This is a genomic window from Glaciecola sp. MF2-115, from assembly GCF_047250385.1.
Lineage (GTDB): Bacteria > Pseudomonadota > Gammaproteobacteria > Enterobacterales > Alteromonadaceae > Glaciecola.
On record NZ_JBLBVM010000055.1, the window covers coordinates 406,341 to 431,634 of the forward strand.

22 protein-coding genes and 1 tRNA gene are annotated in these 25,294 nt (G+C 39.1%); 18 read left to right on the forward strand and 5 right to left on the reverse strand.

The window, feature by feature from the left end:
- The first annotated feature begins 31 nt into the window (after nt 1-31).
- The 5 genes from folP (at nt 32) to ACKLNX_RS15020 (ending at nt 3,577) form a co-directional block, all read left to right on the forward strand.
- Nucleotides 32-868, forward strand: coding sequence for a dihydropteroate synthase (folP, locus tag ACKLNX_RS15000; RefSeq protein ID WP_412972976.1), 837 nt, complete (start codon nt 32-34; stop codon nt 866-868).
- Between the two features lie 17 nt (nt 869-885).
- Nucleotides 886-2,226 (forward strand): phosphoglucosamine mutase, encoded by a 1,341-nt coding sequence (gene glmM / locus ACKLNX_RS15005; protein WP_412972938.1) that lies wholly within the window; start codon nt 886-888, stop codon nt 2,224-2,226.
- Nucleotides 2,227-2,323: 97 nt separating this feature from the next.
- Nucleotides 2,324-3,064 carry a triose-phosphate isomerase gene (gene tpiA / locus ACKLNX_RS15010; protein WP_412972939.1) on the forward strand — a complete coding sequence of 247 codons (741 nt, stop codon included), beginning with the start codon at nt 2,324-2,326 and terminating at the stop codon, nt 3,062-3,064.
- A 10-nt stretch (nt 3,065-3,074) separates the two neighbouring features.
- Entirely contained in the window at nt 3,075-3,470 is a 396-nt protein-coding gene (gene secG, locus ACKLNX_RS15015; RefSeq protein ID WP_412972940.1) for a preprotein translocase subunit SecG, read from the forward strand.
- A gap of 20 nt (nt 3,471-3,490) precedes the next feature.
- Nucleotides 3,491-3,577 (forward strand) — tRNA-Leu (locus ACKLNX_RS15020).
- A 62-nt stretch (nt 3,578-3,639) separates the two neighbouring features.
- Here the strand turns inward: ACKLNX_RS15020 and ACKLNX_RS15025 are convergent.
- Together ACKLNX_RS15025 and xisR are read right to left on the reverse strand one after the other, a co-directional pair.
- Entirely contained in the window at nt 3,640-4,884 is a 1,245-nt protein-coding gene (locus ACKLNX_RS15025) for an Arm DNA-binding domain-containing protein (RefSeq protein WP_412972941.1), read from the reverse strand.
- 2 nt (nt 4,885-4,886) lie between these two features.
- Nucleotides 4,887-5,108, reverse strand: a complete 222-nt coding sequence (gene xisR / locus ACKLNX_RS15030; RefSeq protein WP_412972942.1) for an excisionase family protein — start codon at nt 5,106-5,108, stop codon at nt 4,887-4,889.
- A gap of 339 nt (nt 5,109-5,447) precedes the next feature.
- Here xisR and ACKLNX_RS15035 point away from each other — a divergent pair, with 339 nt between their 5' ends.
- The 11 genes from ACKLNX_RS15035 (at nt 5,448) to ACKLNX_RS15085 (ending at nt 18,703) form a co-directional block, all read left to right on the forward strand.
- Nucleotides 5,448-5,702, forward strand: a complete 255-nt coding sequence (locus ACKLNX_RS15035) for a hypothetical protein (protein ID WP_412972943.1) — start codon at nt 5,448-5,450, stop codon at nt 5,700-5,702.
- 39 nt (nt 5,703-5,741) lie between these two features.
- Nucleotides 5,742-6,164 carry a hypothetical protein gene (locus tag ACKLNX_RS15040; protein ID WP_412972944.1) on the forward strand — a complete coding sequence of 141 codons (423 nt, stop codon included), beginning with the start codon at nt 5,742-5,744 and terminating at the stop codon, nt 6,162-6,164.
- Nucleotides 6,165-6,325: 161 nt separating this feature from the next.
- Nucleotides 6,326-6,910, forward strand: a complete 585-nt coding sequence (locus ACKLNX_RS15045; protein WP_412972945.1) for a restriction endonuclease subunit S — start codon at nt 6,326-6,328, stop codon at nt 6,908-6,910.
- Between the two features lie 89 nt (nt 6,911-6,999).
- Nucleotides 7,000-8,565: a type I restriction-modification system subunit M gene (locus ACKLNX_RS15050; RefSeq protein ID WP_412972946.1), complete on the forward strand. Its 1,566-nt coding sequence runs from the start codon at nt 7,000-7,002 to the stop codon at nt 8,563-8,565.
- Nucleotides 8,555-9,739, forward strand: coding sequence for a restriction endonuclease subunit S (locus tag ACKLNX_RS15055; protein WP_412972947.1), 1,185 nt, complete (start codon nt 8,555-8,557; stop codon nt 9,737-9,739). Before ACKLNX_RS15050 ends, ACKLNX_RS15055 begins: the two co-directional genes overlap by 11 nt.
- A gap of 14 nt (nt 9,740-9,753) precedes the next feature.
- Nucleotides 9,754-11,025, forward strand: coding sequence for an SIR2 family protein (locus tag ACKLNX_RS15060; protein ID WP_412972948.1), 1,272 nt, complete (start codon nt 9,754-9,756; stop codon nt 11,023-11,025).
- Nucleotides 11,022-13,040: an ATP-binding protein gene (locus ACKLNX_RS15065; RefSeq protein WP_412972949.1), complete on the forward strand. Its 2,019-nt coding sequence runs from the start codon at nt 11,022-11,024 to the stop codon at nt 13,038-13,040. Before ACKLNX_RS15060 ends, ACKLNX_RS15065 begins: the two co-directional genes overlap by 4 nt.
- Nucleotides 13,041-13,047: 7 nt before the next feature.
- Nucleotides 13,048-14,175, forward strand: coding sequence for an MBL fold metallo-hydrolase (locus ACKLNX_RS15070; protein ID WP_412972950.1), 1,128 nt, complete (start codon nt 13,048-13,050; stop codon nt 14,173-14,175).
- Entirely contained in the window at nt 14,168-17,461 is a 3,294-nt protein-coding gene (locus ACKLNX_RS15075; protein ID WP_412972951.1) for a type I restriction endonuclease subunit R, read from the forward strand. The genes ACKLNX_RS15070 and ACKLNX_RS15075 overlap by 8 nt, the downstream gene beginning before the upstream one ends.
- Nucleotides 17,462-17,464: 3 nt before the next feature.
- A complete protein-coding gene (locus ACKLNX_RS15080; RefSeq protein ID WP_412972952.1) occupies nt 17,465-18,262 on the forward strand; it encodes a M48 family metallopeptidase in 798 nt (265 codons plus the stop codon).
- 36 nt (nt 18,263-18,298) lie between these two features.
- Nucleotides 18,299-18,703: a hypothetical protein gene (locus ACKLNX_RS15085; RefSeq protein ID WP_412972953.1), complete on the forward strand. Its 405-nt coding sequence runs from the start codon at nt 18,299-18,301 to the stop codon at nt 18,701-18,703.
- 74 nt (nt 18,704-18,777) lie between these two features.
- Here the strand turns inward: ACKLNX_RS15085 and ACKLNX_RS15090 are convergent, their stop codons facing one another.
- The 3 genes from ACKLNX_RS15090 to ACKLNX_RS15100 form a co-directional block, all read right to left on the reverse strand.
- Nucleotides 18,778-19,674 carry a bacteriophage abortive infection AbiH family protein gene (locus ACKLNX_RS15090; RefSeq protein ID WP_412972954.1) on the reverse strand — a complete coding sequence of 299 codons (897 nt, stop codon included), beginning with the start codon at nt 19,672-19,674 and terminating at the stop codon, nt 18,778-18,780.
- Between the two features lie 130 nt (nt 19,675-19,804).
- Complete coding sequence (locus ACKLNX_RS15095; protein ID WP_412972955.1) at nt 19,805-20,221, reverse strand: hypothetical protein; 417 nt, start codon at nt 20,219-20,221, stop codon at nt 19,805-19,807.
- A 669-nt stretch (nt 20,222-20,890) separates the two neighbouring features.
- A complete protein-coding gene (locus ACKLNX_RS15100; protein ID WP_412972956.1) occupies nt 20,891-21,751 on the reverse strand; it encodes a hypothetical protein in 861 nt (286 codons plus the stop codon).
- 1,026 nt (nt 21,752-22,777) lie between these two features.
- On the opposite strand from ACKLNX_RS15100, the gene ACKLNX_RS15105 reads away from it, so the two are divergent.
- On the forward strand, nt 22,778-23,140 hold the full coding sequence (locus ACKLNX_RS15105) for a hypothetical protein (RefSeq protein ID WP_412972957.1): 363 nt from the start codon (nt 22,778-22,780) through the stop codon (nt 23,138-23,140).
- A gap of 846 nt (nt 23,141-23,986) precedes the next feature.
- Nucleotides 23,987-25,294: a hypothetical protein gene (locus ACKLNX_RS15110; RefSeq protein ID WP_412972958.1), complete on the forward strand. Its 1,308-nt coding sequence runs from the start codon at nt 23,987-23,989 to the stop codon at nt 25,292-25,294.

Here is a 25,294-nt window from a genome sequence, read left to right on the forward strand (position 1 = left end):
GAGATAACAAGTTGTGAATAAAAACGTCACTATGACATTTAGAGATCGCGAACTGTGTTTTGACACACCTAAAGTAATGGGGATCCTCAACGTTACGCCAGATTCATTCTCAGATGGAGGTCAATTCAGTGCTTTCGACAAAGCGATTCAGCAAGCTGAAAACATGGTGAATGCTGGCGCTGCTTTTATTGATGTTGGCGGTGAGTCAACGCGACCAGGAGCCGAACCTGTTAGTTTGCAAGAAGAGCTTGATCGTGTCATCCCAATCATAGAGAAAATAAGTAAGAACCTAGATGTGATCGTATCGGTCGATACCAGCAAGGCTGATGTTATGACGCAAGCCGTTCAGCATGGTGCAGGTCTTATTAATGATGTGAGAGCGCTTAGAGCCGATGGTGCGTTAAATGCAGCAATTCAGGCAGCGCTCAACTTTAAGGTGCCTAGCTGTTTAATGCACATGCAAGGCGCGCCTAAAACAATGCAAAAGCAAGCAAGCTATCAAAATGTGGTCGAAGATGTTCTAGCATTTTTTAAGCAACGATTGTTTGATTGTGCACAAGCTGGTTTGAGTACTGAGCAAATACTAATCGATCCAGGTTTTGGCTTTGGTAAAACGCTCGATCACAATTACCAACTTTTGAAACGCTTGCACGCATTTGAACAGCTTGGTGTACCTATTCTTGTTGGTATGTCTAGAAAGTCAATGATTGGCAATTTATTAGATCGAGATGTCAATCAAAGGTTGGCAGGAAATATCGCCACTGCTACTATTGCAGCTCTCGCAGGAGTCGCAATTATTAGAGTCCATGATGTTGAAGAGACTATGGACGCGGTAAAGATTGCCAATAAATTACAAAGTGTAGAATAAATTATTAAGGAAGCAGTATGACCAAACGTAAGTATTTTGGAACTGATGGAATACGAGGGAAGGTTGGCGAGAGCACGATTAACCCAGAGTTTGTAACCAAGCTGGGTTATGCGGCAGGTAAAGTACTTGCGGGCCAAGGTACAAACAAAGTTCTCATCGGCAAAGATACCCGAATTTCAGGTTATATGCTTGAGTCTGCGCTTGAAGCAGGCTTGTCAGCAGCTGGCATCAATATAGGCTTGCTTGGCCCAATGCCAACGCCAGCAATTGCCTATTTGACCAAGACATTTCGCTCAGAAGCCGGTATCGTCATCAGCGCGTCACACAACCCATATTACGACAACGGTATTAAATTTTTCTCCTCAACCGGACATAAACTTGATGACAATATCGAGTTAGCTATAGAAGCTCAACTTGAAAAACCGATTGTGTGTGTGGAATCGGATAAATTAGGAAAAGCCACTCGTATCAACGACGCAGCTGGACGTTACATTGAATATTGCAAGGGTACGTTTCCTTCAGATTTGTCATTAAAAGGGCTCAAAATCGTTGTTGATTGCGCTCATGGTGCAACATACCACATTGCCCCTGACGTATTGGCAGAACTTGGCGCTGATGTAATCGAAATAGGTACTTCTCCAAATGGCACGAATATTAACCATCAGGTAGGCGCCACGTCGATGCGTGCAACTGTTGAAGCCGTAAAAGAGCATAAAGCTGATTTAGGCTTCGCCTTGGATGGTGATGGCGATCGCATCATGATGGTGGATGAAAAAGGCAATGTGATTGATGGAGATGAAATAATCTTCATCATTGCTCGGGAGGCGATGAAAAATGGACAGTTACAAGGTGGTGTAGTTGGTACCAAGATGTCTAATTTAGGCATGGAAGTCGCATTAGAAAAGTTAGGTATTCCTTTTGCGCGAGCAGATGTTGGGGATAGATATGTAATGGAAATGCTCTTGGCAAAAGGTTGGAAAATAGGCGGTGAAAACTCAGGCCATGTGTTGAACCTCAATTTGGCTCCTACGGGTGACGGTATCGTCGCTGGCCTGCAAGTTATCGCTGCAATGTTGCGCGCGCAAATGAAATTAAGTGCACTTAATTCAGGCTTTACTCGTTTCCCACAGCGTCTAATTAACGTTAAATTTTCAAACCCAAATGAAAATCCACTTGAATCTGATGAAGTCAAAGCGATTGTTAAGAAAGCAGAGGACGAAATGGGTGACGCAGGTCGAGTATTGCTGCGTAAAAGTGGAACTGAGCCGCTATTAAGAGTCATGGTTGAAGCAATCGACAAGGGCTTAAGTGACTTTTGGGCAGAGAAAATTGCGGATGTGGTGAAAAAATCATCATAAACACGAAAGTTATTATCTATTTATCACACTGATACTTGTATAATTGCGAGTGGTTAGTTAATATCACGCCCGCTTCGCAGTGGGCTTTGGAGAAAACGTGACAAACTCTCAAAGAAAACCTTTTGTAGCGGGTAATTGGAAAATGAATGGCAACAACGAATTAGTTGACGCATTCAGTACAAAATTAGCTTCAAACCCAGCCGTCGACATTGTGATTTGTCCGCCAGCGGTTTATCTATCAAAATTTAGTAAAGCTGAGTTTGCGATAGGCGCGCAGAATGTAAGTGAGTTTGCATCTGGTGCTCATACCGGTGAAATATCACTGAGTATGATTGCTGAAGCTGGATGTAAGTACGTTATTCTGGGGCACTCAGAACGACGAGAAGGTCATGCTGAATCAAATGAATTGGTCGCTAGAAAAGTTAAGGCAGCCATTGCAGCAGGGTTAACACCAATAGTGTGTATTGGTGAGCCACTTGAGGTAAGAGAAAATGGCGGTGTTTTTGAATTTGTCAAAGCACAGTTAGATGCGGTCGCAGTTGAATGTGGCGCAGAATATATAAAGAATTCAGTAATTGCCTATGAACCGATATGGGCAATTGGGACGGGCAAAACAGCCAGTCCAGAACAAGCGCAAGAAGTACATGCGTTTATTCGAAAAGAGTTAGCCGCATTAGATGCTAGTGCAGCAGCAAGCGTAAGACTTTTGTATGGCGGTAGCGTGAATGCTGCAAATGCAAAGGAACTGTTTGCAAAAACGGATATAGACGGTGGCCTCATTGGTGGTGCCAGCTTAAAACTAGAAGATTTTACAACAATTTGCCAAGCGGCAAGTTAGAGAGGAAAGAATGTTAGAACAAGTACTAATTGCAGTTTATTTAATTGTAGCACTATTACTGATTGGCTTTGTTTTGATCCAACAAGGTAAAGGCGCCGACATGGGTGCTTCGTTTGGCGCTGGCGGTTCTAATACCGTATTTGGCTCATCTGGTTCGGGTAATTTCATGACTAAAACAACTGCAGTTTTAGCCACTTGCTTTTTTGTTATTAGCTTGCTTTTAGGTACAATCGCTGCAAACAAAAACGAGAAAGTTGACGAGTTTGATAATCTTGAAATGCCAGCGGTTGAAATTCCTGTGGATTCAGAAATTCCAAACGTAACAACTGAGTTACCAGCGGCATCGGACGTACCAGCTCCGACAGTTACTGAAGAAGAAACGAAAGAAGAAGACGTTCCAAACTAATTGGAACAAGTGAAAGACACGCGGAAGTGGTGGAATTGGTAGACACGCCATCTTGAGGGGGTGGTGAACTTATGTTCGTGCGGGTTCAAGTCCCGCTTTCCGCACCAATTAAAAAAGAGGTAAGTCAATGACTTACCTCTTTTTTGCTTTAGACTGGATCGCTCTTGGATCACGATGCTAACTTTACTGAAGCTTGTTTAGCCATATCGGGTGCTTCCGATTTCATCCAACGTCCGTAGTGTTTTTCTAGCATCTTAATGCTTTTATGTCCCATTTGAACTGCTATCCATTTGAGTGGCATACCCGCTGTAATTAGCTGGCTACCATATGTATGTCGAGCTTGACCAATAGCTCTATACCTAACACCGGCTTGCTTGCATAATGGCTTCATAATCATTTTGCTGAATGACTCGTTGCCAGACCAGGGGCTACTAGACTCAGAACTAACAACTAAAAATTGAAGTTCTTCTGTAAAAGCTCTTCTATTATCCCTTGCTAGTACATTAACTTTACGCGATGTTGCGTTAGTGCGTAATGCTAGTAACTTTTCTAACGCTTCCTTCGCTTGATCAAGTAACTCGACGGTTCTGAAACTACCGTCAGTTTTTGTAGCGGCATAAACACCTTTAACCACACTTCTATTTACTGTAATTGTTCCCGCAGAGAGGTCAATATCGCTGAGTGACAGCGCTAATAACTCGGATGGCCTTAAGCCGGTCCAGCAAGCAAATATTACTGCTAGCTGCTCTATTTCTCTTGAAATACCTACGTTAGCAAGTTTTTTGATTTCAGCCTTTGTGAATGGGTCTGCATTATCAACACTGCCTTTCTTTGGATTAGTAACATAACTCATTGGATTTTTTTCCAATAAGTCGTCTTCGTAAGCTAAATTAAAAGTAGCTCGAAGTGGGGTAAGAACTTCACCAATAGTTTTATTCGCCAAGTGATCCAGTTGTTCAGCAATTAAAGCTTTAATCTCCGATACTGTTATTGTTGTCAAGCATCGACCGTGAAAAGCAGGGATGATGTAGTTTTCAGCTCTGTTTTTAAAATTGTAGAAAGACTTCTCCCTAGTTGTGCTTTCACTTAACTTCAGCGCTTTGCTCATAAATACGTCAAATGGAACAGACATTTTGTTGTTCTCATCATTAAACATCTTTAGCGCTTTTTTTGAATTTGGAAAATTTGCAATGTAATCAAATGTTCCAACTTCAATTTGATAGCAAATTGAAGTTCTCTTGTTGGCTGCCATTTCAATATTTTTTTCAGTCAGGGGAACATTCTTGAGCGTTTCAGCACAACGTTCTCCTTTGTAAGTAAATAGCAGGCGTATTGAACTCCCGTGTAGTTGTATACCTTTATGCTTGCTTATTTTGAGCTTTGCTTGTTGAAGATCCATTGTTTGAATACCCACTATTATTGTTTCCCCTCGACCCAAGAGTCTAAATTTTCGAAATGCCACATGATGGTGCCGACAGGGTCCTTAACCCAGTGAATACCTTCAATAAACTTTCCTGACTTACGTCTACTTGTTAGTTGGTCCGCCGTTAATCCTTTAAACGCCTCAACAATTCGAGGGTGTACCCACCCAAGCTGAAACATTCCAGTGTTGGTTGAGGGAACGACTTTTTTCTTCATAGATACCTTCTTTATTAAAAATAAATGCGATTGGTGAGTTAATAGGTTAACAACATTCGTTTATTTCAAGAAAACTTACGGGTTTTTGAAAACGCGCTAATATTTATAAGAAAGGATTAGATTTTTATTTATTATAACTGTATGAAATATATGGAAATAATAGTGATTCTGTGATAGTTTTCAAATTCTTTTACTGATATGTCAGCGCAAAAATTTGCCTCGTCAAGAAATTGTTATAATTTAATTTGAATAATAATTACTTCGAAGCTTTTCGCCGCAAACCATTAGTTTTCCCATATTGCTCATATGTATTTTTTTAAATCTAAAAAAAGGAAAACTATGGCGAGTGAAAATTTTCACCATAATATAAATACAAATTCGGACTTTGACGAAGTTGTGATGTGCTTGTATGAATCAATTGTGATAAACCCCTGTTATATCGGAGGCAATCAAGAAAGTTTATTTAGTAACGCGAGTGAGCGTAAAGACCAAATCATATACCATCTCAATAAAACCATATTGATACCTGAACACGCTAAACTTGCTACAGATTTAGCATCAGCACTTTTAAAGAACGATAATTTTCGCTACTAATTAGCCTACTTAACTTCGAGTACATAAATCGAGGTTAAAATGGAAAACAAAACAAAAGAACAAAATCTATTCACAAAAGTTTATAAAAGAGCAAGTAAGTCACCGTTTGACGATCATGGAACTATCCTTTGGCTTGCTTGCTGTGTAGAAACCGACAACGATGAAGTGCAGTTGAGTTATGAGCGTTATATATATCTTCATCGAAGTGCAAATGGTGAAATATGCGGTATAAGCGTGAGTAAGCAAATTTTAGGTGAAAACCCTGAGTTTGAGGACAACAGGTATATGACGGGAATTATGATGTACAGATTCTTATTACTTCATATATCTGAAATATATGAATTTTGTGATGTATTTCGTGATCAGTTTATTGAGCTGTTTCTTATTCCGCCTTTGGAGTATTTTAGCGCAGCGGATGATTATTGGTCACAAGTAATAGCCGAAGCTGAAAGCAATTGTTAGCGAACCCTAGGGTTCGCTTTTTCCTATATACTACACGAGAGAGGCTAAAATAATATCTTTGTAATATTTGAAATAAGTGCATCAATGAAAAGATGCATTTAATGCTTGACTAATATTTAACCATTCTATATTGTAACTGCATCAACTAAATGGTGCAGTTTATGCGTAAGCAAACAATCCTATTAAAAGACATTGCAGAAATTAAAGCAGGGCATCCATTTCGGGGAAGAATACAACCTGAGAATGATGGGGCGGTTCGCGCTGTCCAATTAAAAGACGTCGATAAAGACGGGCTTATTGTATGGGATAGTCTTGTTAAAACTGAGATAACCGGCAGGAAAGTACCTAATTGGCTTCAAAAGGGAGACATATTGTTTGCAGCCCGTGGCTTCCGCAACGTTGCAGCGTATATAGATACAGAATTCAAAAATATAGTGTGTGCACAGCATTTCTTTCATATTCGTTTGCATACCAACACGATATTACCAGAGTTCTTAGCCTGGCATCTAAACCAACATACATCACAAAAGCACTTCGCTAAGTATTCGCAAGGTAGTGCTGTAGCGAGCATTCCAAGAGGCTTCTTGGCATCTACACCGCTAAGCGTACCTGATATAAACCAACAACAAACCGCAGTTTCATTTTACAATGCATGCATTAGAGAGAAACAGATACTACAAACACTAATTAAAAATAGAGAATTACAAATGGAAGGTGTTGCCAAGCAACTACTCAGCAAACAATGAATGAATACTCGTAACTGCGTCTCGGCATAACTGCGTATCTACGATAATTAAAAATACTTTCCAATAATAAAAACATCAAGGACACAAGAATGAGCAAGCAAGATAGCCAAAGCAACCTAAACAATAACGACATGGTCAATCAAGACCAAATCAACAAAGCGGTTTGGAATGCCTGTGATACGTTTCGCGGAACTGTAGATCCTTCCATCTACAAAGACTTCATTTTGACTATGTTATTTTTAAAGTACATATCAGATGTTTATCAAGATGAATACGAGGGCTTAGTAAAGCTCCATGGTGATAACCCAGAGCTAATTCACGCAATGATGGCAAAGCAACGTTTTGTATTACCTAAAGGCTCAAGTTTTTGGGATTTATATGAAGCGCGTCACGAGCCTGGAAACGGACAACGAATTGACCAAGCTTTGCACGCTATTGAAGAAGCAAATGGCGGTAAGCTTAAGAATGTGTTCCAAGACATCAGCTTTAACACTGACAAGCTAGGTCAAGAAAAGCAAAAGAACGATCTACTGCGGCACATATTAGAAGACTTTGGTAAAGAGATACTCAACTTACGCCCTAGCCGAGTTGGTTCATTGGATATCATTGGTAATGCCTATGAATTCCTCATAAAGAACTTCGCTGCTAGTAGTGGTAAATCGGCAGGAGAGTTCTATACCCCGCCAGAGGTATCAGACCTACTAGCGATAATTCTCGATCCTCAAGAAGGTGATCAAATTTGTGATCCAGCTTGCGGTTCAGGCTCGCTATTGATGAAGTGTGGTCGTATGGTTAGAAAGAACTTCAATGGCTCAAAAAAATACGCTTTATTTGGGCAAGAAGCTATAGGCTCTACTTGGGCCTTGGCTAAAATGAATATGTTCCTGCACGGTGAAGACAATCACCGAATAGAGTGGGGCGATACTATACGCCACCCTATGTTGCTCGATAAATCAGGCAAAGGCTTACTGCATTTTGATATTGTGACTGCAAACCCTCCTTTTAGTTTGGATAAGTGGGGTGTTGACGGCGCAGCCAATGATGAATTCGGACGGTTTCGAAGAGGTGTGCCACCCAAGACAAAAGGCGACTATGCATTCATCAGCCATATGATAGAAACCTTAAAACCAGGTTCGTCATCGCAGAAAGGCGGGCGAATGGGTGTTGTTGTTCCTCACGGCGTTCTATTCAGGGCTTCATCAGAAGGTAAGATACGTCAGCAACTTATTGAAGAGAACCTACTCGATGCTGTAATAGGCTTACCCGAGAAGCTATTTTTTGGTACTGGTATTCCTGCTGCAATATTGATCTTTAAGAAAAAGAAAACAGACAATAACGTAATGTTTATTGATGCTAGCCGCGAGTTTAAGTCAGGTAAGAATCAAAACCAACTAACACCAAACAACATCAAAGATATTTTTGATGCATACAAGCATCGGGAAACTAAAGAGAAATATGCATACCTAGCTAGCTTTGATGAAATCAAAGAGAATGATTTCAACCTTAATATTCCGCGTTATGTTGATACTTTTGTGGAAGAGGAAGAGATTGACTTGGTTGCAGTGCGAGATGAGCGTATTCATTTACAAAACGAACTAAAAACTTTGGAAGTTGAAATGGGTCGTTATCTTGAGGAGCTTGGCTATGGCTCGTAGTTTAAGCCCTGAGCAAATACCACTAGGTTGGAGTTACGGTTTGCTTGACAACATGGTTGAAAGGGTCAGTGGTCATACGCCCAATAAATCTCATCCAGAATATTGGAATGGTGGAATTAAATGGATTTCACTTTCTGATTCGTCTCGACTAGATAATGGATATATTTATGAAACTGATAAAGAGATTTCTGAACTGGGAATTAAAAATAGCTCAGCACAGATACATCCTGCCAAAACAGTAGTTCTTTCCAGAGACGCAGGTATTGGGAAAAGTGGCGTAATGGCGGAGCCTATGGCTGTGAGTCAGCACTTTATCGCATGGAAGTGTGACAACACTAAAAAAATGAATAGTTGGTATTTATATAACTGGCTTCAGTTACATAAGCGCGAATTCGAAAGGCAAGCAGTAGGTTCAACCATCAAAACAATAGGGTTGCCATACTTCAAAAAACTGACTATTGCCGCACCACCTTATCAAGAACAATGCAAAATAGCCGAAATCCTATCCACTTGGGATAAGGCGATCCGCAACACCAAGCGCCTAATTGAAAACAGCAAACAACAGAAAAAAGCCCTAATGCAACAACTGCTCACAGGCAAAAAGCGTTTGCTTGATGATTCAGGTAAGCAGTTTGAGGGCGAGTGGACAAAAGTCGAGTTGGGCAAGTTACTTGATTATAAACAACCTACATCATATTTAGTTAAGTCTACTGAATATTCAAAAGGGTACAGCACACCAGTATTGACTGCTGGAAAAACATTTATTCTCGGTTATTCAAATGAGGACTTTGGAATATTTAATGAAAAGTTACCGGTTATAATATTTGATGATTTCACAACTGCCAGTAAGTTTGTAGACTTTTCTTTTAAGGCTAAATCTAGTGCAATGAAAATATTAGTAGCGAAAGATGGTATTTCGACTAAATATGTATATGAGAGCATACAGATGCTGAATTATCCTGTCGGAGGCCACCAGCGACATTGGATTTCGATATTTTCGAATTTAGTTATAGGAATGCCTTGCAAAGAAGAGCAGAGAAAGATCGCGGCTGTTTTGAATAATTTGGATAGCGAAAATAAAATACTCAACAAACAACTCAAAGATCTTAAACAAGAGAAAAAAGCTCTAATGCAACAGTTATTAACCGGTAAACGTCGAGTAAAAGTAGATTAGAGGGATTTAAAACGATGAGTGACGTCAAAAAATTAGCTAGTGAATATTTGGTTTTTAAGCAGGGACAAGAAAGCTTACTCAATGAACTAGATTCTGTTGATGAGGGACTTGAAAAGATTAAGACTAAGCTATCTGACCTGAGTAACATAAAGAACCTTCACTTCTTAATGGGAGCTGGGGTCAGTTCAGATTCAATACCTGCAATGGCTCAATTGATAGATATAGTGCAAGGATGTGTAGATAGTGAACAGACAGCAACTGCTTTATCCACATCTACCAATGGTCTCACTCATGCTGACTTAAAAGAATTATTTCAATCAGCGAAAGATCATTCCCCAAATAATCTAGAGGATATATTAGGAACATTTTATGCTAAACGGGCTTTCCAGAACGGTACTGGTCAACAAGATGAATTAAATGATTTCTTGATAGAGTTAATAGAAACGCAAATCTACAATTCAATTAACATCGACTGCACCTCTGCTGCCGCTTCAAAATCGATGGGGCTATACAAGCAGCTTTATCAAAAACTATCATTAAGAAACAAGGATTTGGCGAGAGTTAATGTATTCACTACAAATAATGATCTACTAAGTGAGACAGCCCTCGGATACTTAAACATTAACTACAACAATGGTTTTAGTAGTGGTCTTTCTCGAACATTTAACCCAGCGCGGTTTTCATATACCTTTTCAAGGAAGATTGACTCAGGGATGGAGAAATATGAACCGCTAGAAAATATGGTTTACCTATATAAACTTCATGGTTCTATCAGCTGGATTGAATCTGAAGACAATTCATTTTTTAACATAAAAGAGGTTGACGTAAAACCGAATCTACCATCGAATGGAAAGAATGTACTGATTTATCCAACCCCTCTAAAACAAAACAAGAGTTTAGGTTCTCCATATTCGGACCTCATCAGAGAGTTCCAAAACAAGTTGTTACTTCAACATGGTGTACTAATCGTTATTGGTTATAGTTTTAGTGATGAACATATAAATAATGCAATTTACTCAGCTTTAGCATCAAACTCTAGTTTGAGTGTCATTGTATTTGGTAATTACCCAGATGAAAATTTAACCAAGCTTACTGATCGCCGTATTTATCAGATATCCGGAGAGATTGAACTGCCATCTGATGAAGGTGCTGCGCCAGAGACTGAGAAAATTCACTACTTCAATTATATTGTTAATAACCTAATACCTGATCTCGATAGGAATAAAGACAATGAAATCCTAAAAGAGTTTATCGATTCGCTTAAATCTACTAGAGGTGACTTATGACAATTGGAAAAATTACCTCAGTTAACTTTAATCAATTCAAAGTCAAAATATCCTCTGAAATAAGAGGGAATTCGGTTAACCAGGCTGGAGTGATATATTACTTTGGCAACATAGGTAGTTATCTAAAAACAACTAATTCTGTTGGAGAGCAACTAATCTGTGAAGTGATATCTATTTTTGACAGTGACCTTAAACTAAATGACGCAGCTTACGATATTGATAGTAACCGAGAGCTGCTTTTAAAACCAGTCGGTACAATCAGTCGGCAAGGTGGTTTTAGTCTCGGCGTTGGTATTTTTCCTAGTATTTATAGCGAGGTAAGCATAGTTACCTTTGAAGATATGGAGTTAATTTTACACACTCATAAAGATATAGACCTAAGCGACAGCGTACACCAGAGTTTTAACTTGGGTGAAAGTAAGAATCTAATAAATTACCCTATTGATATATCTATCAATTCGTTTTTTAACATTCATTCGGCAGTGCTTGGTAACTCGGGTAGCGGAAAATCCAATACTATTGCTCATATTATTCAAGAAATTCATAAAAAGAGAGAAAATTCAGCAATAGGTTCTCGGATTCTCATTTTTGACGTGAATGGGGAATATCAAAATGCATTTACCGACCACGAAAAGTGTTCGAATATAAAAGTCAGAGTTCTAAAGCCAAATATGCTAGCTCCTGAAGTTGGGGTTGAACCATTCTATATGCCTCACTTTCTTATGAATATTGATGAGTGGTGTTCTTTTCTTATGGCAACCGACGCTACGCAACGACCATTTTGGGATAAAGTGCTCCAAGAGAGTTATAAGTTTTATATGATTTCGACCCTTGAGGGAAGCGAACGTGTAAAATTTGTAAATTATTTACGATTTAAGGTTTGCAACCTAGTGCATATGCTTCTTGCACAAGGAGATACCGATACTGCAATTGTGACAGCAGCTAAAAACGTGGTTTACGGTATTTCGGAACAGATTGACATGGATGTAGGTCTTAAAGAAGCATGTGAAGCTGAGGGGATGTATGCCGATCTTCAGCTTCTCTACAATAACTGCTCCGTAGCATACGGAAACAATAATGATCAACTTAAAAGCGCAGTTGACCAGGTTCGTAATAAGATTGACTATGAAGCAGCACAAGAAGTTGTAAACATACGAGCAAGTGCTGAACAATATTTTGATTACAGGTTTTTGAGGCAGGCTGCAAATTTAACTTTATTGGAAGAAGATGCCAGAGGTAATAGACGAGTTAGAGAGTATACTTCAACTATGATGACAAGGTTAGATTTCTTTCTAGACAATCCTGACTGTTCATTTATGAAGTTTGGACCGCCTAACACATCGAATGCTCACCAATATTTTGAGTGGCTTTGGCAACCTAATTCTGACATCCCTTCACAAACTAACATGCTAATTATTGATACTAGCGAACTCTCAAAAGACGCCCTAGAAACTCTCACGTCGGTAACATCTAGACTTCACTTCTCTTACAGGAAGAAACTGAGGGGCAATGCAAGGCGCGAGAAACCAATCCACCTAGTGCTAGATGAGGCGCATCGTTACATCAAAAAAGACTCTAAATATCTACTACGCGAAAACATCTTTGAACAAATCGCCAGGGAAGGAAGAAAATATGCCCTTTACTTAATGGTATCTTCTCAGCGGCCTTCAGAATTATCTGAAACGGTTCTATCTCAATGTTCAAATTTTATCATTCATAGAATTCAGAATGAAATAGATATGAAGTATGTTTACGCAATTTTACCTTACTTTTCTGACGATTTTGCAAATAAGATAAAACAATCTGTTCCAGGAGAAGCAATCATATTCGGCAACTGTGTCTCAATGCCGCTGCACGTTAGAATCAAACAAGCATCACCAGAACCTAATAGTGAAAATTGTAAGGTTCATGAGGAATGGTTTAAACCCTTACCGCCTGCCGCAATATTTTCACCTGTCCCGCAATCTCCGCAAGAACCAAGCGATGTTTCATTTTTAGTTCAAAATGATGAGTAGTTTTAGTTTGTTAAGAACATTTCACCCCATAGGACAAGGAGCGTTTTATACAGAAAAACACTCAGGCTTCAATGTGGTTTATGATTGTGGTTCCATGCCATTGACTAATTATTCAAAGTCAGTTGTTGAAGCAGCTTTTTCTAAAGAGGATGATATAGACGCTTTGTTTATTTCACACTTTGATTATGATCATGTTTCTGCAATTTCAACGCTCGTAAAATCAGTAAAATCAATCAAAACTGTAGTATTGCCTTTATTGGATGAGGAAGAAAGAAACCTATTAGTAAACATTAATCGATTGCTTTCGTTACAGCAATTAAGCCTGCTTAATAATCCGAGGCAGTTATTTGGTCCCGACACAAGAATAATATATATAAGGCCTGGTAACGTATTTGATGACAACGCTCAGACTGAACAAATTGTAAATTTGAACGACCGTTCACCAAAAGACCTAGTAAAAGAAGAGCTAGAAAGTCGGGTAACTTTAAGCTTTGGAAATCAAAACAGTTGGGTCTTCGTCCCTTATAACTTTAAGCATACATTAAGGCAAAGACAGTTGCTTCAAAAGCTTGGAAACGCCGGTTTTGACATAGATAAACTTCGCAATGACCCGAGTCATACATTGAATCAAATAACCTCGCGAAACCAGCGGAGACAGTTAAGGCAGATTTATTCTCAAATTGACGGGAATGTAAATGAGAATTCAATGTTGGTTTATTCAGGTCCTAGCACCGGATGCCAAACAGTTCCTTTTCTTTGTATACTTGGTGTGTATTGTTCTTATGGATGCAAGAATGGTGTCTGTCCAAGTGAGCGGCCTGGTTGCATATACACCGGCGATACTGATTTAACAAAGTTATCGCTCATTGAAGTTTATAATGAGTTTAAACCGTATGTGGGCACCGTGCAGTTGCCACATCATGGTTCTAAGCATAGTTTTTCTTCAAGTTCATTGACTGGTTTCAAAAATCGACTACTAGTACCTATTTCATATGGGTCAAAAAATCAATATGGTCATCCAGCAGCTGAAGTATTAAATATACTAGCCGATGCTGGGAATTTCCCCTTATTTATAAATCAAACACCAAGCTCGAAAGTAGAGCATTCTATATTCGGAGTAGTCCTTAATGAGTAAGTCTGCAAACTTTAAAGAGGAGTTTGCCTCAAAGCTCCCAGCGTTATCATTGCTTATTAAATTAGGATATAAGTTCATTGCTCCTAATGAATGTGAACAACTGCGTGGTAATAAGTTTGTGGGTGATAAAAAGTCCACTGCGCAGGTAATGCTTATACCGATTATGCGAGCATTCTTGGCCGAGCAATCGTTTCCTTTTGCAGGTAAGCACCATAAGCTTTCAGATGCTGCAATAGATAAAATCATTCATGAACTCAACCCTACTATGAACGAGGGCTTACAAGGTGCAAATGAAAAGCTATACAACGCTATGTTGTATGGCATCAGTATCACTGAGTTTGTTGATGGTAAAAAGGCTTCACCGACCATTCAACTGATTGACTGGCAACAAACAGCCAATAACTACTTTCATGTTACCGAAGAGATGGTGGTACAGAACACAGAAGCAACCGGTAATAGACGGCCCGATATAGTATGTTTTGTGAATGGGCTACCATTGGTAGTGATTGAAGCTAAACGCCCAGATTCTAAACATGAAGGTAAATCTACTTGCGCAGAAGCAATATCGCAACATATAAGAAATCAAGGTCTACAAGAAATACCACACTTGTATGCATACAGTCAGTTAATCTTGTCTGTTAACGGGTATGAAGGGTTATATGCCACTTGCGGTACGCCAGAGAAGTTTTGGGCAAAATGGAAAGAAGAAGAGTTTGGCGATGCCCATTTCACCAGAATAAAAAACCAAACATTAGAAACAAAAGAAACAGACAATTTGTTTGCACATCGTTCTGTTCAGGAAAAGAATGAGTTTTTAGCGCTTATTGCAGCGGGCGATTTAACGGTTACTGATCAAGATAAACTAGTTATCAGCCTATTAAGTCCCGACCGCCTTTTAGAGACGACACGGCTTTTTACTTTGTTTGATAAAAGCATTGGTAAAATAGTTGCGCGGTATCAACAAGTCTTTGGCATAAAAGCATTGATAGAAAGAATTAATACCTTTAATGACAATGGCGGCAGAGACGGTGGTGTTATTTGGCACACTACGGGTAGTGGTAAGTCATTCACTATGGTGTTTTTATCAAAGGTACTCATTTGGTTAAAAGAGCTTTCAAGCTGTCGCGTTATTATTGTAACCGACCGTGTGGATTTAGAAGATCAGCTCAGTAGTACCTTTGCATCAGGTGGGGTGTTAACCGACAGAGACCAAAAAGACTCAATGGCAACTTCGGGTAAACGCTTGGCTGAGCAAATTGGTAAAGGGAACGAGCGTGTTGTGTTCTCGATCATCAATAAGTTTGGTTCAGCCATGAAATATAAGGAATGCTACAACGACAGTCCCAATATAATTGTATTGGTTGATGAAGGGCACCGCAGTCAAAACGGCGAAAACAACATCAGAATGAAACAGATGTTACCTAAGGCTTCTTTTATTGCTTTTACTGGTACACCATTACTAAAAGACGACAAAACTGAAAATAAGTTTGGTAAAATTATTCATTCCTACACAATGCAACAAGCAGTAGAAGACAAAACAGTTACGCCGTTATTGTATGAAGAACGAGTGCCTGAGCTAAATATTAATGATAAAGCAATTGACGCTTGGTTTGATCGCATTACCAGTGCATTAACCGACCAACAACGAAACGACCTTAAAAAGAAGTTTGCTCAAAAAGGTCAAATCTACCAGTCAGAAGGACGCATCGAACTCATTGCTCACGATATTTCTGATCACTTCCAAAACTTTCAACAATTGGGATTAAAAGGGCAATTGGCTTGTGACTCCAAAGCATCAGCCATTCGATATAAGACAGCCTTAGATAAGATTGGCAAGGTAACGTCGGTTGTGGCTATGTCTTCACCAGACACCCGTGAAGGGCATCAGGTTGTCGACCAAGAAAGTAAAGATGTTGTGCAGAAGTGGTGGAAAGCGAATGTCGATAAATTGGATGAGAAGAAGTACACCAAGGCGATAATAAAAGACTTTGGCAGAGATGATGGCCCAGACATTATGATAGTGGTTGATAAGCTTCTCACTGGCTTTGATGAACCTAAAAACACAGTCCTTTACATAGATAAACCACTAAAAGAACATAACCTTATTCAAGCCATCGCTCGCGTAAACCGGTTGCATACTAAAAAACAATTTGGTTATTTGATTGACTATAGGGGTATTCTCAAAGAATTAGATACCACTATTGAAAAATATCAAGATTTAGCGGAGCGCACGCAGGGCGGGTTTGACATAGACGACCTTAAAGGTCTTTATAACCGTATGGACACTGAATATAAGAAACTACCAGGCTTGCATGCCGATTTGTGGGCAATATTCGCAGATATTAAGAATAAACAAGATGGTCCGGCACTACGACGAACATTAGCACCAAAAGTCAGTGACGTTGACGGAAAACTAGTTGATACCAACCTGAAAAAGCGGGAAGACTTTTACGCTTCGTTAACGGAGTTTTCTAACTGCATGAAGGTAGCACTCCAATCAGCTACTTACTTTGAAGATAAGTCTTTGGACAATAAATGCAACCAATACAAACAAGACCTAAAAATGTTTGTAGGCTTGCGTAAACAAGTAAAAGAAGACGCAAACGAAACAATCAACTACGACGAATATGCAGAGGACATCAAAAGCCTATTAGATAAGCATATCGCGGGAGTTGAAGTTAAAGAGCCAGAAGGCGCATACCTAGTGGGAAACCTGGGTAAAAACGTAAAACCTAATGACATGTCAGATGATGAGGCAAGAAACCAAACAGATAAGATCACTGGCCGTATTACCAAGATGATTGAGCAAGACTTAGCTGATGACCCCTATGCACAAGAATACTTTTCGAAAATGCTTAAAAGAGCGATAGAAGACGCCAAGGCAATGTTTGATGCACCAGTAAAACAATACATCATGTTTGCTGATTTTGAGCAAGAGGTAAAAGAAAGAAAAGTACCCGATGCCCCAAGTGAGTTTTGTGATGATGAGGGTAATTTAAACAAGCATGCTCAGGCGTACTTCGGGTTGTTCAAATATCTATTTGAAGAAGAGTTTAGGCAAGACAAGGGATTGGACAATTCTAAGCTCATAGAGTATGCCTTTCAAATAGATGAGGTCGTCAATAATGCTGTAGCAGAGTTCTCAATAAACCCTTCAGAGATTGAAAACTCAATCAGCATGAAGCTATTACCATTATTGTTTGGTGACTTGGGAATAGACAAAGCGCAGCACTTTATTGAGGAAGTGCTAAAAATAACGCGTTTAGGTTTATCTAGGGGCAACTAGGTAATGAGTAAGATTTCCAACGCAACAGATATAAAAACCCCTACTACCAACACCGGAGTGCTTCTCTATGGTGGTAAACATATTCCGTATGAAATTATTAGAAGAACTGTCAGTACAAAATCTAATAAGGTAGTTATTAAGGTGCACCCTGATCAAAGAGTCGTGGCAACAGCACCAGCCCACACCTCTGACGAATCTATTGATAATGCCATAACTAAAAGAGCGCGATGGGTCTGGAATAATATTCAAGAGTTTGCTGCGCAAAATGAACATGTATTACCCAAGCGTTACGTTAGTGGTGAAACACAATTTTATTTGGGTAAACGATATGTATTAAAGATACTTAGCGACCAAGACGAACAACAAGGAAAAGCAGGGCAAGTAAAGCTAACAAGAGGTAGGTTTGTTGTAACTTTACCAACAGCAACCAATGATAGAGGCGCAAGCACCAAATACCTTCTTGAGCAGTGGTATATATACCGAGCAAAATATATCTTCAGGGAAAGATTAAATTACATGCTTCAAAAAGCCACTTGGGTAGATGGACTTCCTTCGTTTAGGGTTATGACAATGAAAACTCAATGGGGCAGTTGTTCAACCAAAGGCAACCTTATGCTTAACCCCCACTTAGTTAAAGCACCCAAAGAATGCATCGACTACGTTATTTTGCATGAGCTTTGCCACATTGCTGAACACAACCACAGTGAGAAGTTCTGGCGCTTGTTGACGCAGGTGATGCCCGAGTGGAAAGGGCTTAAGTCGCGATTGGATGGTATGGCTGAGCAGTATTTGAATTCTTGAATAGACGGCTATTCAGACTAATAACACGGAACAATTATGAATAAATACAAATTGAACAAAAAATATCCTTTCACCAAAAAACGATCAGATGCAAGCATTGAGAAACTAGCAAATTCTTTCGTCGGTATTTCAGATAAATTATGGGCAGCGATTTTTGTTTCGGTCATCCTAATTCCCCTCGCCGGTATTGTAAAACGTGGTTTTGAAAGACCTACAGAGCCTCTAAACCTAGATGCCCTGAAAATATTTGTGGATACAAACCTGATACTTCTTATGTGCATAATTTTTGTTGGCGTCCTTGTAGCATATAAGAATAGAAATATTGGACTGGATTTATTTGATTATTTGGATAAAGCAAAGGCTAACAAGAGGAGCAAGGTAGCTTCCTTCAATTGTCCGCCGTCGCGGTTGCGCCCACGACTAAATAGGCGTTCGAAGTAAAGTTATTCAAAGCCATAGTTTATTTACTAATGGTCGCTTTCTTCTAACAAAAAATCTAGCAGGTTTTTAGATGCCTAGCTACGAAGTTGACAAATGTTCTTTAAATCTTCTGATGAAGTTGATATTAGCTTTTCTTCAGGAACCCCTGCATTCAACAGTCTTTCATGCGTCTCCGCTACTTCATCTATACCTTCATCAATGTCTTGATAGTTATAGTTCTTCCATTTAGCATCGGGGTATGCAGCTAGAATGGACTTAAAGTATGGAATATCAATATCGTTGATAGAGTGGCCTATAATTACAACATCTGTCACATCTTCATAACCAAGCAATTGACCGCTGTGGCGTTCTATTATGTCGTTTACTGGTTTATAAAATACATTGTTGACAGACGATACATCGTTGTAGGAGTCAGTGAACCACGGTTCATCTATTTCTTCGGGTTCATCTGAAGACGAAGATTCAAATACGCGGCCATGACCAAATATAATATCCCTATTAGCCCTGCCATGTATATGCAGTATGCTGTCCTCAGATATTCCATATATGGCTTGTAAAGTAGTAGTATAATTAAAATTGATGAATCGAAAAGTATTGGGAAAACTGACTAATTTTGTTGCTTGTTGTACATCAATCTTGCTAATCCATTCTTTAAAAGCGTCCGTTATAGCTTCTACTAACTCATCCTTCTTAATTGTTATTTCATCCTCAAACCCATACAGTAGTTTAGGATCGTCGCCTAGTTCTTCTAAAGAAGGCTGCAATGTTACATTTTCATGAAAGCTGTCTTGATCGAAAGAACCTAATGACTCTTCAAAGTTTGCCCATTCCATATCAATATCATAGAAGTCAGGAAAATAATGCGTATGGTCTTTCAGAGCTTCACTATATTGCTTGTAAAAATTCCGATAGCTAGTGGGTAAACCGTGCCAAATATCGAATCCATTTCCTATAATAACTATAGTTGTCATTTCATGTCCTTATTGTTGAAACGTTCCATCATTTTATTAATGCAAAACTGGTTGAAAGTACACATACTCAAGAATTCGGCAAACACTAGATACACAGTGATGCTCATTACCATGCGATTTGGGCCAATAGTTAAAGCTCTGGGTCTAATTTTCTAATAGAACCAGAATCAGAAACAAAGAGCACTTGAATACCAGAACTGATAATTGGAGTTCTCATAGCCTCAACTAGCGCAACATGATTTAAACTGTCTGGCAATGCAATAATCGATTCACTACTTGGGAACTCATTTTTAACTTTGAAAGCAGCAACTAAAGCAACACCAACATGCGTCTTAACTTGTGACTTATCAAATTCTTTCCCATATTTACTTGAACTAGGTTTGGAAGATGTTTCACCTTTAGCTTCGACGAAGCACTTTATTCCGTTTTGAGATGTAGCTACGATATCGACGCCAGTTTGAACTGTCATAAGCTGTTGCGTTATCGAGTAATTATTTGCCACTAGATAATTACACACCGCTTTGATTACATCATTTTCTGTTTGCATAGTGAAACCTACTGTTTTTTCATCACTGCAATTAAAGTGTATATAGTAAACCGAAACTAAACAGCTAAATCAAGTTGCTAACTTTTAATAAAAAATTCCCCTATCTTGAATCTATATATTAATACTGACCGAAAAATCAGTGTTAGAAGTCTCAATAAACCTTGATACTGACGAAAAAAGCGCCTAATTCGATACCTAGCATCGAGAAGCGACTAGTCAGATGGCAATCAGCAGGTTGCGTGCCATAGCGTTGTAATTAGTTAAATTATTATTTACAGAGTGACGTCGAGGCAAGAGGTAACTGCGCAAATCCTCTTTTAAGGACACTTGAAGCGTTGAACTTATGTTCAGCGCTTTTTTTCGCCTGCACGTTCCCTATTTATTTATGCATTAACTAACTAGGAAATATGCATGAAGACAAAAATTAACGTAATTGAGATTATACTTACCTTTATATGCGATCTTACAAAGACATTTACTTACTTATTCTTGGCAATATATGTAATAAGTGTGCTTTTTGACGTGGTACTAGACCCGTCTTTTCCATTACAAGGGGAAGGGTTGTTGATAGGGGCGATTATATCGGCAGTTGTGTCGATTTCTATAAGGCTATGGTTGTTGCGGCACAAATAGTCTAAGTTAAGCGCTCGTTTGAGCGCTTTTATTTTGTTAGGGGTAAAATGTATTTTGAAGTTCATCACAAAACTTAGTTCTAAAGATAATACTTTTCTTTAGAACAAGCACATCTGCATTAGTTAACACTGGTTGCTTTGTTCTTTTATCATAAATCTGCGGTAACTCAGCTAGAAGCTGACTGTGAAATCTTTTGATATCTTGAAATATTTTTTGATGCTGGGACACCATAAACACTTTCTTATAGATGCCTGCATTCATACCCTCTAAATATTTTAACAGTATCGTTTTTCGAGCTGCTTTTTTCTTGAACGATGCCTCTACCTCCAATGCTACGATAGTTTGGTCTTTGCTGATTTCACGCACGAGACCATCTACGGTTCTAGTGGTATTGGAAGTATAAATGCTTGAGAATTCGCGCTCATTCACAAAGCCATCCCAAAGAGGTTGGTATTCTCCATCTTTATTGTAGTTATTAACACCACGAAGCAATACGTAAGCATTCATCATGTCATGATATAACGTTGAGTGGTTTAGCTGTCGCGACGGATTTGATTCACTTCGAAACTGTATTGTTGTTTGTAAAAGCTGGCTCGCATAACTCGCGCCTAAATATGTGAGTACATAAACGCGACCATCAATGAAACTTGGCGCTCTACATACAGCTAAATAGCCCTCTTCAACTAGCTTATTTAGATGTAATAGGGCTAGCCTATGACTTATGTTGTAGACAGGTTTTATTAGCACAGGCGCGATGAATTTAAAGCGTCCGCAAATCATCATGCTATATTTTCGTCTAAGTTTCCCCGTCTCATAATTATTTCTGCCAGCGGTATAGCGCATATCAATATCTAAGTAATCTAGCGTTCTTGCGTTTTGATGTTCAGCAATTGTCATTTCGTTGTTCCTATATTTTGTTGACTGAATATCTATATAGGGAATGCATATGTGCAAAACTTGCATATGTTGTTTTACATAGTGATATTGATGGTGATTGGTTGTGCCATTTCAGTCGAAATGAATGTGCTGATGAAAATCATCACATAATGCTGCTTTCAGCAGTGAGTGAACGACCTTGTCTTATCACTCATATGCTTTTATATGCCCGTCAGTGCTTATGCCAACCTTCGTTGGCGCACTGACTCATCGTGAAGTCTCCCGATGGCATATAAAAGCATAAGGCTCATGTCCGCTACCGCGTACTCCCCCCATTCTCGCGACGCTCACGTATGCATTTTGCATTTACGTTTAGTCTGCCGACTAGCTTGGAGTATCTGTCGATACTATTGTTTGGCTTGACAGTGTGCCACTGCTCAACCAAATTTTTGCTGAAGCAAAAACGACAATAGGGGGAGTCCGCGCTCGGACATGAGCCAGCTGCGCCGCAATACAATTTCATTGTATAGCAGCTACGCGTTTTGCTGATTTGCTTCGCAAACGTTTATTGCAGTTTGTGTTTTCAACACAAATGCGAAAATCATGCTTTCAGCACAAAAAAAAATGATGTTTCAGCATAATCTGACTTTTATATAAAAAAGTTGCTGTGCCACACTCTATCGTATGGTCAATAAGAGAGTTCATTTCATTCTAGAAACAAATGAATTCGGATATTGCGCATACGAAGGTACAAATCAGCCGCCAAACCGCCGCTAATTATTATTGAGAACAGGCTGGTATACACCAACAAAACACACCTGAGAGGAAAGCCATATATGATTGTGCAGTGAAGCGGCGATAGGCGCTAAATAGTGAAAACTTGAAAGGGTTTTAGTGCTGCCAAATTTCGATTTGGTCGGCACTTTTTGGTATGTTTTCTTGAGTGGGAGTGCAAATTTTTACTGCTGACTTTGCAGTTAAAGAATTTGAAATTTATCACGTTTTCATTAAATTATCTAGTGCTAACAATAACTTAATAGGATATTTATGAAACATGAAATGACATTAGCCGGTTTCCTAGGCATTCCCAAATTATCATGCAGCAGCGACACATCTATCGATACAAGCAACGTTATTGAAACAACCCCAAGTAATATTGGATCTGGAGGTGTAAATCCAAGTACAGGCCTACCTCTCATTGATAATTCGATGATTGATGTAGGTGGAAATGTTTATGGTGCCAGCGAAACAGCAATAGATAGCTTTGACAATAACTTTATGTCGGGGAGTGGTGAATTTGATTGTCATTCTGTGAATGACTCTTTTATTGATACCACTATAGGCGATGATGCATCTTTTGATAGTTTTTCTGATACTTCATTTGATGATAGTTGCGGTATTGACTGGTGAAGCGAGAGCGTGCTGAGAAAATTGTAGAAGACTTTGTGTTAGTGTACTCGGGTCTATGTTGTTTCCTATTTTTCGTCACCATCCATCCGATTTTTATGGTGATCAACTTTCTTTATATAGCGAAGGTGTTGTTTTGGATAGGTAAGTTCGAGAAATTAGATATCAAAGAGCAAACTAGTGAAAATTTTGTGCTTTTTGCGCTATGGCGCATTGTATAAGTTTATAAGCCTACCTAACAAAATTTGATTATGTCCTCGCCATGGATGGCAAAATTTTGGGGAAGCGCACAGACTGATGGACTTAGACTTTTTAACATTGGTGAACCTTACCCTGAAATCCTCGTGTCTACTGTTAACTGCTATTTCAAGTTGCTTTTAAGTTTTTTTTACAAAAGCTAAAGGTGAAATTCGCATGCATAGTTAGTAAAATCGGCATTAAATCGAACAATCATGAATATTTGATAAGGGTAACGGGTCGCATGCGCAGTGAAAGAACAATTTGAAATAAGATAATTCTCTCCACTGAATTCTAACTATTTTGCTTCTTTACAAAAAAAGACACTTGACAAGGTTGTCACACAACTTATTATTGTATAAAAAACATACAGAAGAGTTCATCATGGAAGTCGACATTAAACGCTGTAAAAATATTTTACTTTATTTATTTAGCTTTGTTTTCTTAATTAGTTGTAGCTCTGTATGTCCTGAATCCGAGTGCTCTCCAACGCCACATTCCCCGAGTTATTTGAATTCAACTGCGTCCGGTGAAACAGACCCGCAGATTGATCTGAGGTCAGCTCCTCAATACGCCTTCGTGGATCCATTATCCCTTACCGTGGCGTCAGTCATGGGACAATTGAACGTTATGTTAGGCGATTTGAGTGCGATGATTGACCAAGTAGGAGGTCAGATGAGAGAGACTATTAGAGAAGTAGAAAAGTCATCATCACAGTTGATAGCGGAATTGGATGCAACTTTTGGAGATAGACTGGATACCGTATTAAGGGACTTGGATGCTAAAGAACTGAGAGCGATGGAAGACGCATTGGCATTAGTTGAGCAAACACAAAGATCTATAGAAGCCATTGAAAGAGGTGCCGCCGAAGTTGCAATTACTACCCTCTTCGAAGCTGATATTCTAGCATATGATTCATTAAAAAATTTACCTTGCATCAAAAAGACACCTCGTCTGGTATATGCGACAGACACTTTGTTTAGAGTATGGAACGATGACATCCCAAGACTCACATCTTTAAAGAATAAAAAGCAAACCGAAATTATCACGCTAAGAGGAAATTTCTTAAATAGAGAAACACCAAAAGTTAGTGCGAGTATTCTTGGCTCAGATACAATCTTTGAGCTTGAAGTTGTAGGAGGAGCATTGCCAAATCAATACAGCATACTCTTGAGCGACGAATTGATTGTCAAGTTATCAAGCACCAACAATAGTGTCCAAAATGTTGCTATTAATTCTTCTATCAAGAATTGCGAAAAAGATGGAGAATGGACAGAGCAAACGCTACTATTAACCATTCTCCCACCAATAAAGTATGTTTTACATGCATCAATAACTCCAAAATTTGAAGAGCCAAGAATAGGCAGTCGTCGTTTCACGTTTGGTGAGACAGGAAGTAGCAAATGCAATGACAATTATCCGGTAGGAGATACCTATAGTGTAGGACCCTCACCAACAGTTTTAGACTGGAGACTAAACATTACATCTCAAAACTGTGGTTCCGGAGTAACGAGCCAGGTTCCATCCGGTGCTTTTGGTGTAAAAGTCTCGGGTAAAATTAGGGGCTGCGGTCGGGATTGCTTTTTAGGGGTCTGTAACTGCAAAGGTAGGGGATGGCTAGCTTTTAACATCGATATCAGACATAAAGATTATTTCCCTACCTCTAAGCCCACGAACAATTTTACTACCTCGGTTGTCCAATCATCTTATGAATTCAGCTACCTAAATACTATACCAAGTGATAACAAAAATCTATTCTGCGACTATTCGGTAAGGATTAAAGTAAATGAAGGACCAAACGAGGAGATTTTTATTTTGACAAATGAATTGCCTAATGATGGTGGTTTTAGATCAAGAGTGAATGCGTCTTCATGCGATGTTTCTGTTGATGCTCCAGATAGTTTTTTAGCGAGGAACTAA

What these genes read in the sequence shown, in the direction of transcription:
- xisR (WP_412972942.1), bottom strand. Translation starts at nt 5,108, where the DNA reads ATGAAGAAAAAAGTCGTTCCCTCAACCAACACTGGAATGTTTCAGCTT.
- ACKLNX_RS15100 (WP_412972956.1), bottom strand. Translation starts at nt 21,751, where the DNA reads ATGACAATTGCTGAACATCAAAACGCAAGAACGCTAGATTACTTAGAT.
- folP (WP_412972976.1), top strand. Translation starts at nt 32, where the DNA reads ATGACATTTAGAGATCGCGAACTGTGTTTTGACACACCTAAAGTAATG.
- ACKLNX_RS15065 (WP_412972949.1), top strand. Translation starts at nt 11,022, where the DNA reads ATGACAATTGGAAAAATTACCTCAGTTAACTTTAATCAATTCAAAGTC.
- ACKLNX_RS15040 (WP_412972944.1), top strand. Translation starts at nt 5,742, where the DNA reads ATGGAAAACAAAACAAAAGAACAAAATCTATTCACAAAAGTTTATAAA.
- ACKLNX_RS15060 (WP_412972948.1), top strand. Translation starts at nt 9,754, where the DNA reads ATGAGTGACGTCAAAAAATTAGCTAGTGAATATTTGGTTTTTAAGCAG.
- ACKLNX_RS15110 (WP_412972958.1), top strand. Translation starts at nt 23,987, where the DNA reads ATGGGACAATTGAACGTTATGTTAGGCGATTTGAGTGCGATGATTGAC.
- ACKLNX_RS15050 (WP_412972946.1), top strand. Translation starts at nt 7,000, where the DNA reads ATGAGCAAGCAAGATAGCCAAAGCAACCTAAACAATAACGACATGGTC.
- ACKLNX_RS15055 (WP_412972947.1), top strand. Translation starts at nt 8,555, where the DNA reads ATGGCTCGTAGTTTAAGCCCTGAGCAAATACCACTAGGTTGGAGTTAC.
- ACKLNX_RS15085 (WP_412972953.1), top strand. Translation starts at nt 18,299, where the DNA reads ATGAATAAATACAAATTGAACAAAAAATATCCTTTCACCAAAAAACGA.
- ACKLNX_RS15090 (WP_412972954.1), bottom strand. Translation starts at nt 19,674, where the DNA reads ATGACAACTATAGTTATTATAGGAAATGGATTCGATATTTGGCACGGT.
- secG (WP_412972940.1), top strand. Translation starts at nt 3,075, where the DNA reads ATGTTAGAACAAGTACTAATTGCAGTTTATTTAATTGTAGCACTATTA.
- ACKLNX_RS15035 (WP_412972943.1), top strand. Translation starts at nt 5,448, where the DNA reads ATGGCGAGTGAAAATTTTCACCATAATATAAATACAAATTCGGACTTT.
- ACKLNX_RS15080 (WP_412972952.1), top strand. Translation starts at nt 17,465, where the DNA reads ATGAGTAAGATTTCCAACGCAACAGATATAAAAACCCCTACTACCAAC.
- ACKLNX_RS15105 (WP_412972957.1), top strand. Translation starts at nt 22,778, where the DNA reads ATGAAACATGAAATGACATTAGCCGGTTTCCTAGGCATTCCCAAATTA.
- ACKLNX_RS15045 (WP_412972945.1), top strand. Translation starts at nt 6,326, where the DNA reads ATGCGTAAGCAAACAATCCTATTAAAAGACATTGCAGAAATTAAAGCA.
- ACKLNX_RS15075 (WP_412972951.1), top strand. Translation starts at nt 14,168, where the DNA reads ATGAGTAAGTCTGCAAACTTTAAAGAGGAGTTTGCCTCAAAGCTCCCA.
- glmM (WP_412972938.1), top strand. Translation starts at nt 886, where the DNA reads ATGACCAAACGTAAGTATTTTGGAACTGATGGAATACGAGGGAAGGTT.
- ACKLNX_RS15095 (WP_412972955.1), bottom strand. Translation starts at nt 20,221, where the DNA reads ATGCAAACAGAAAATGATGTAATCAAAGCGGTGTGTAATTATCTAGTG.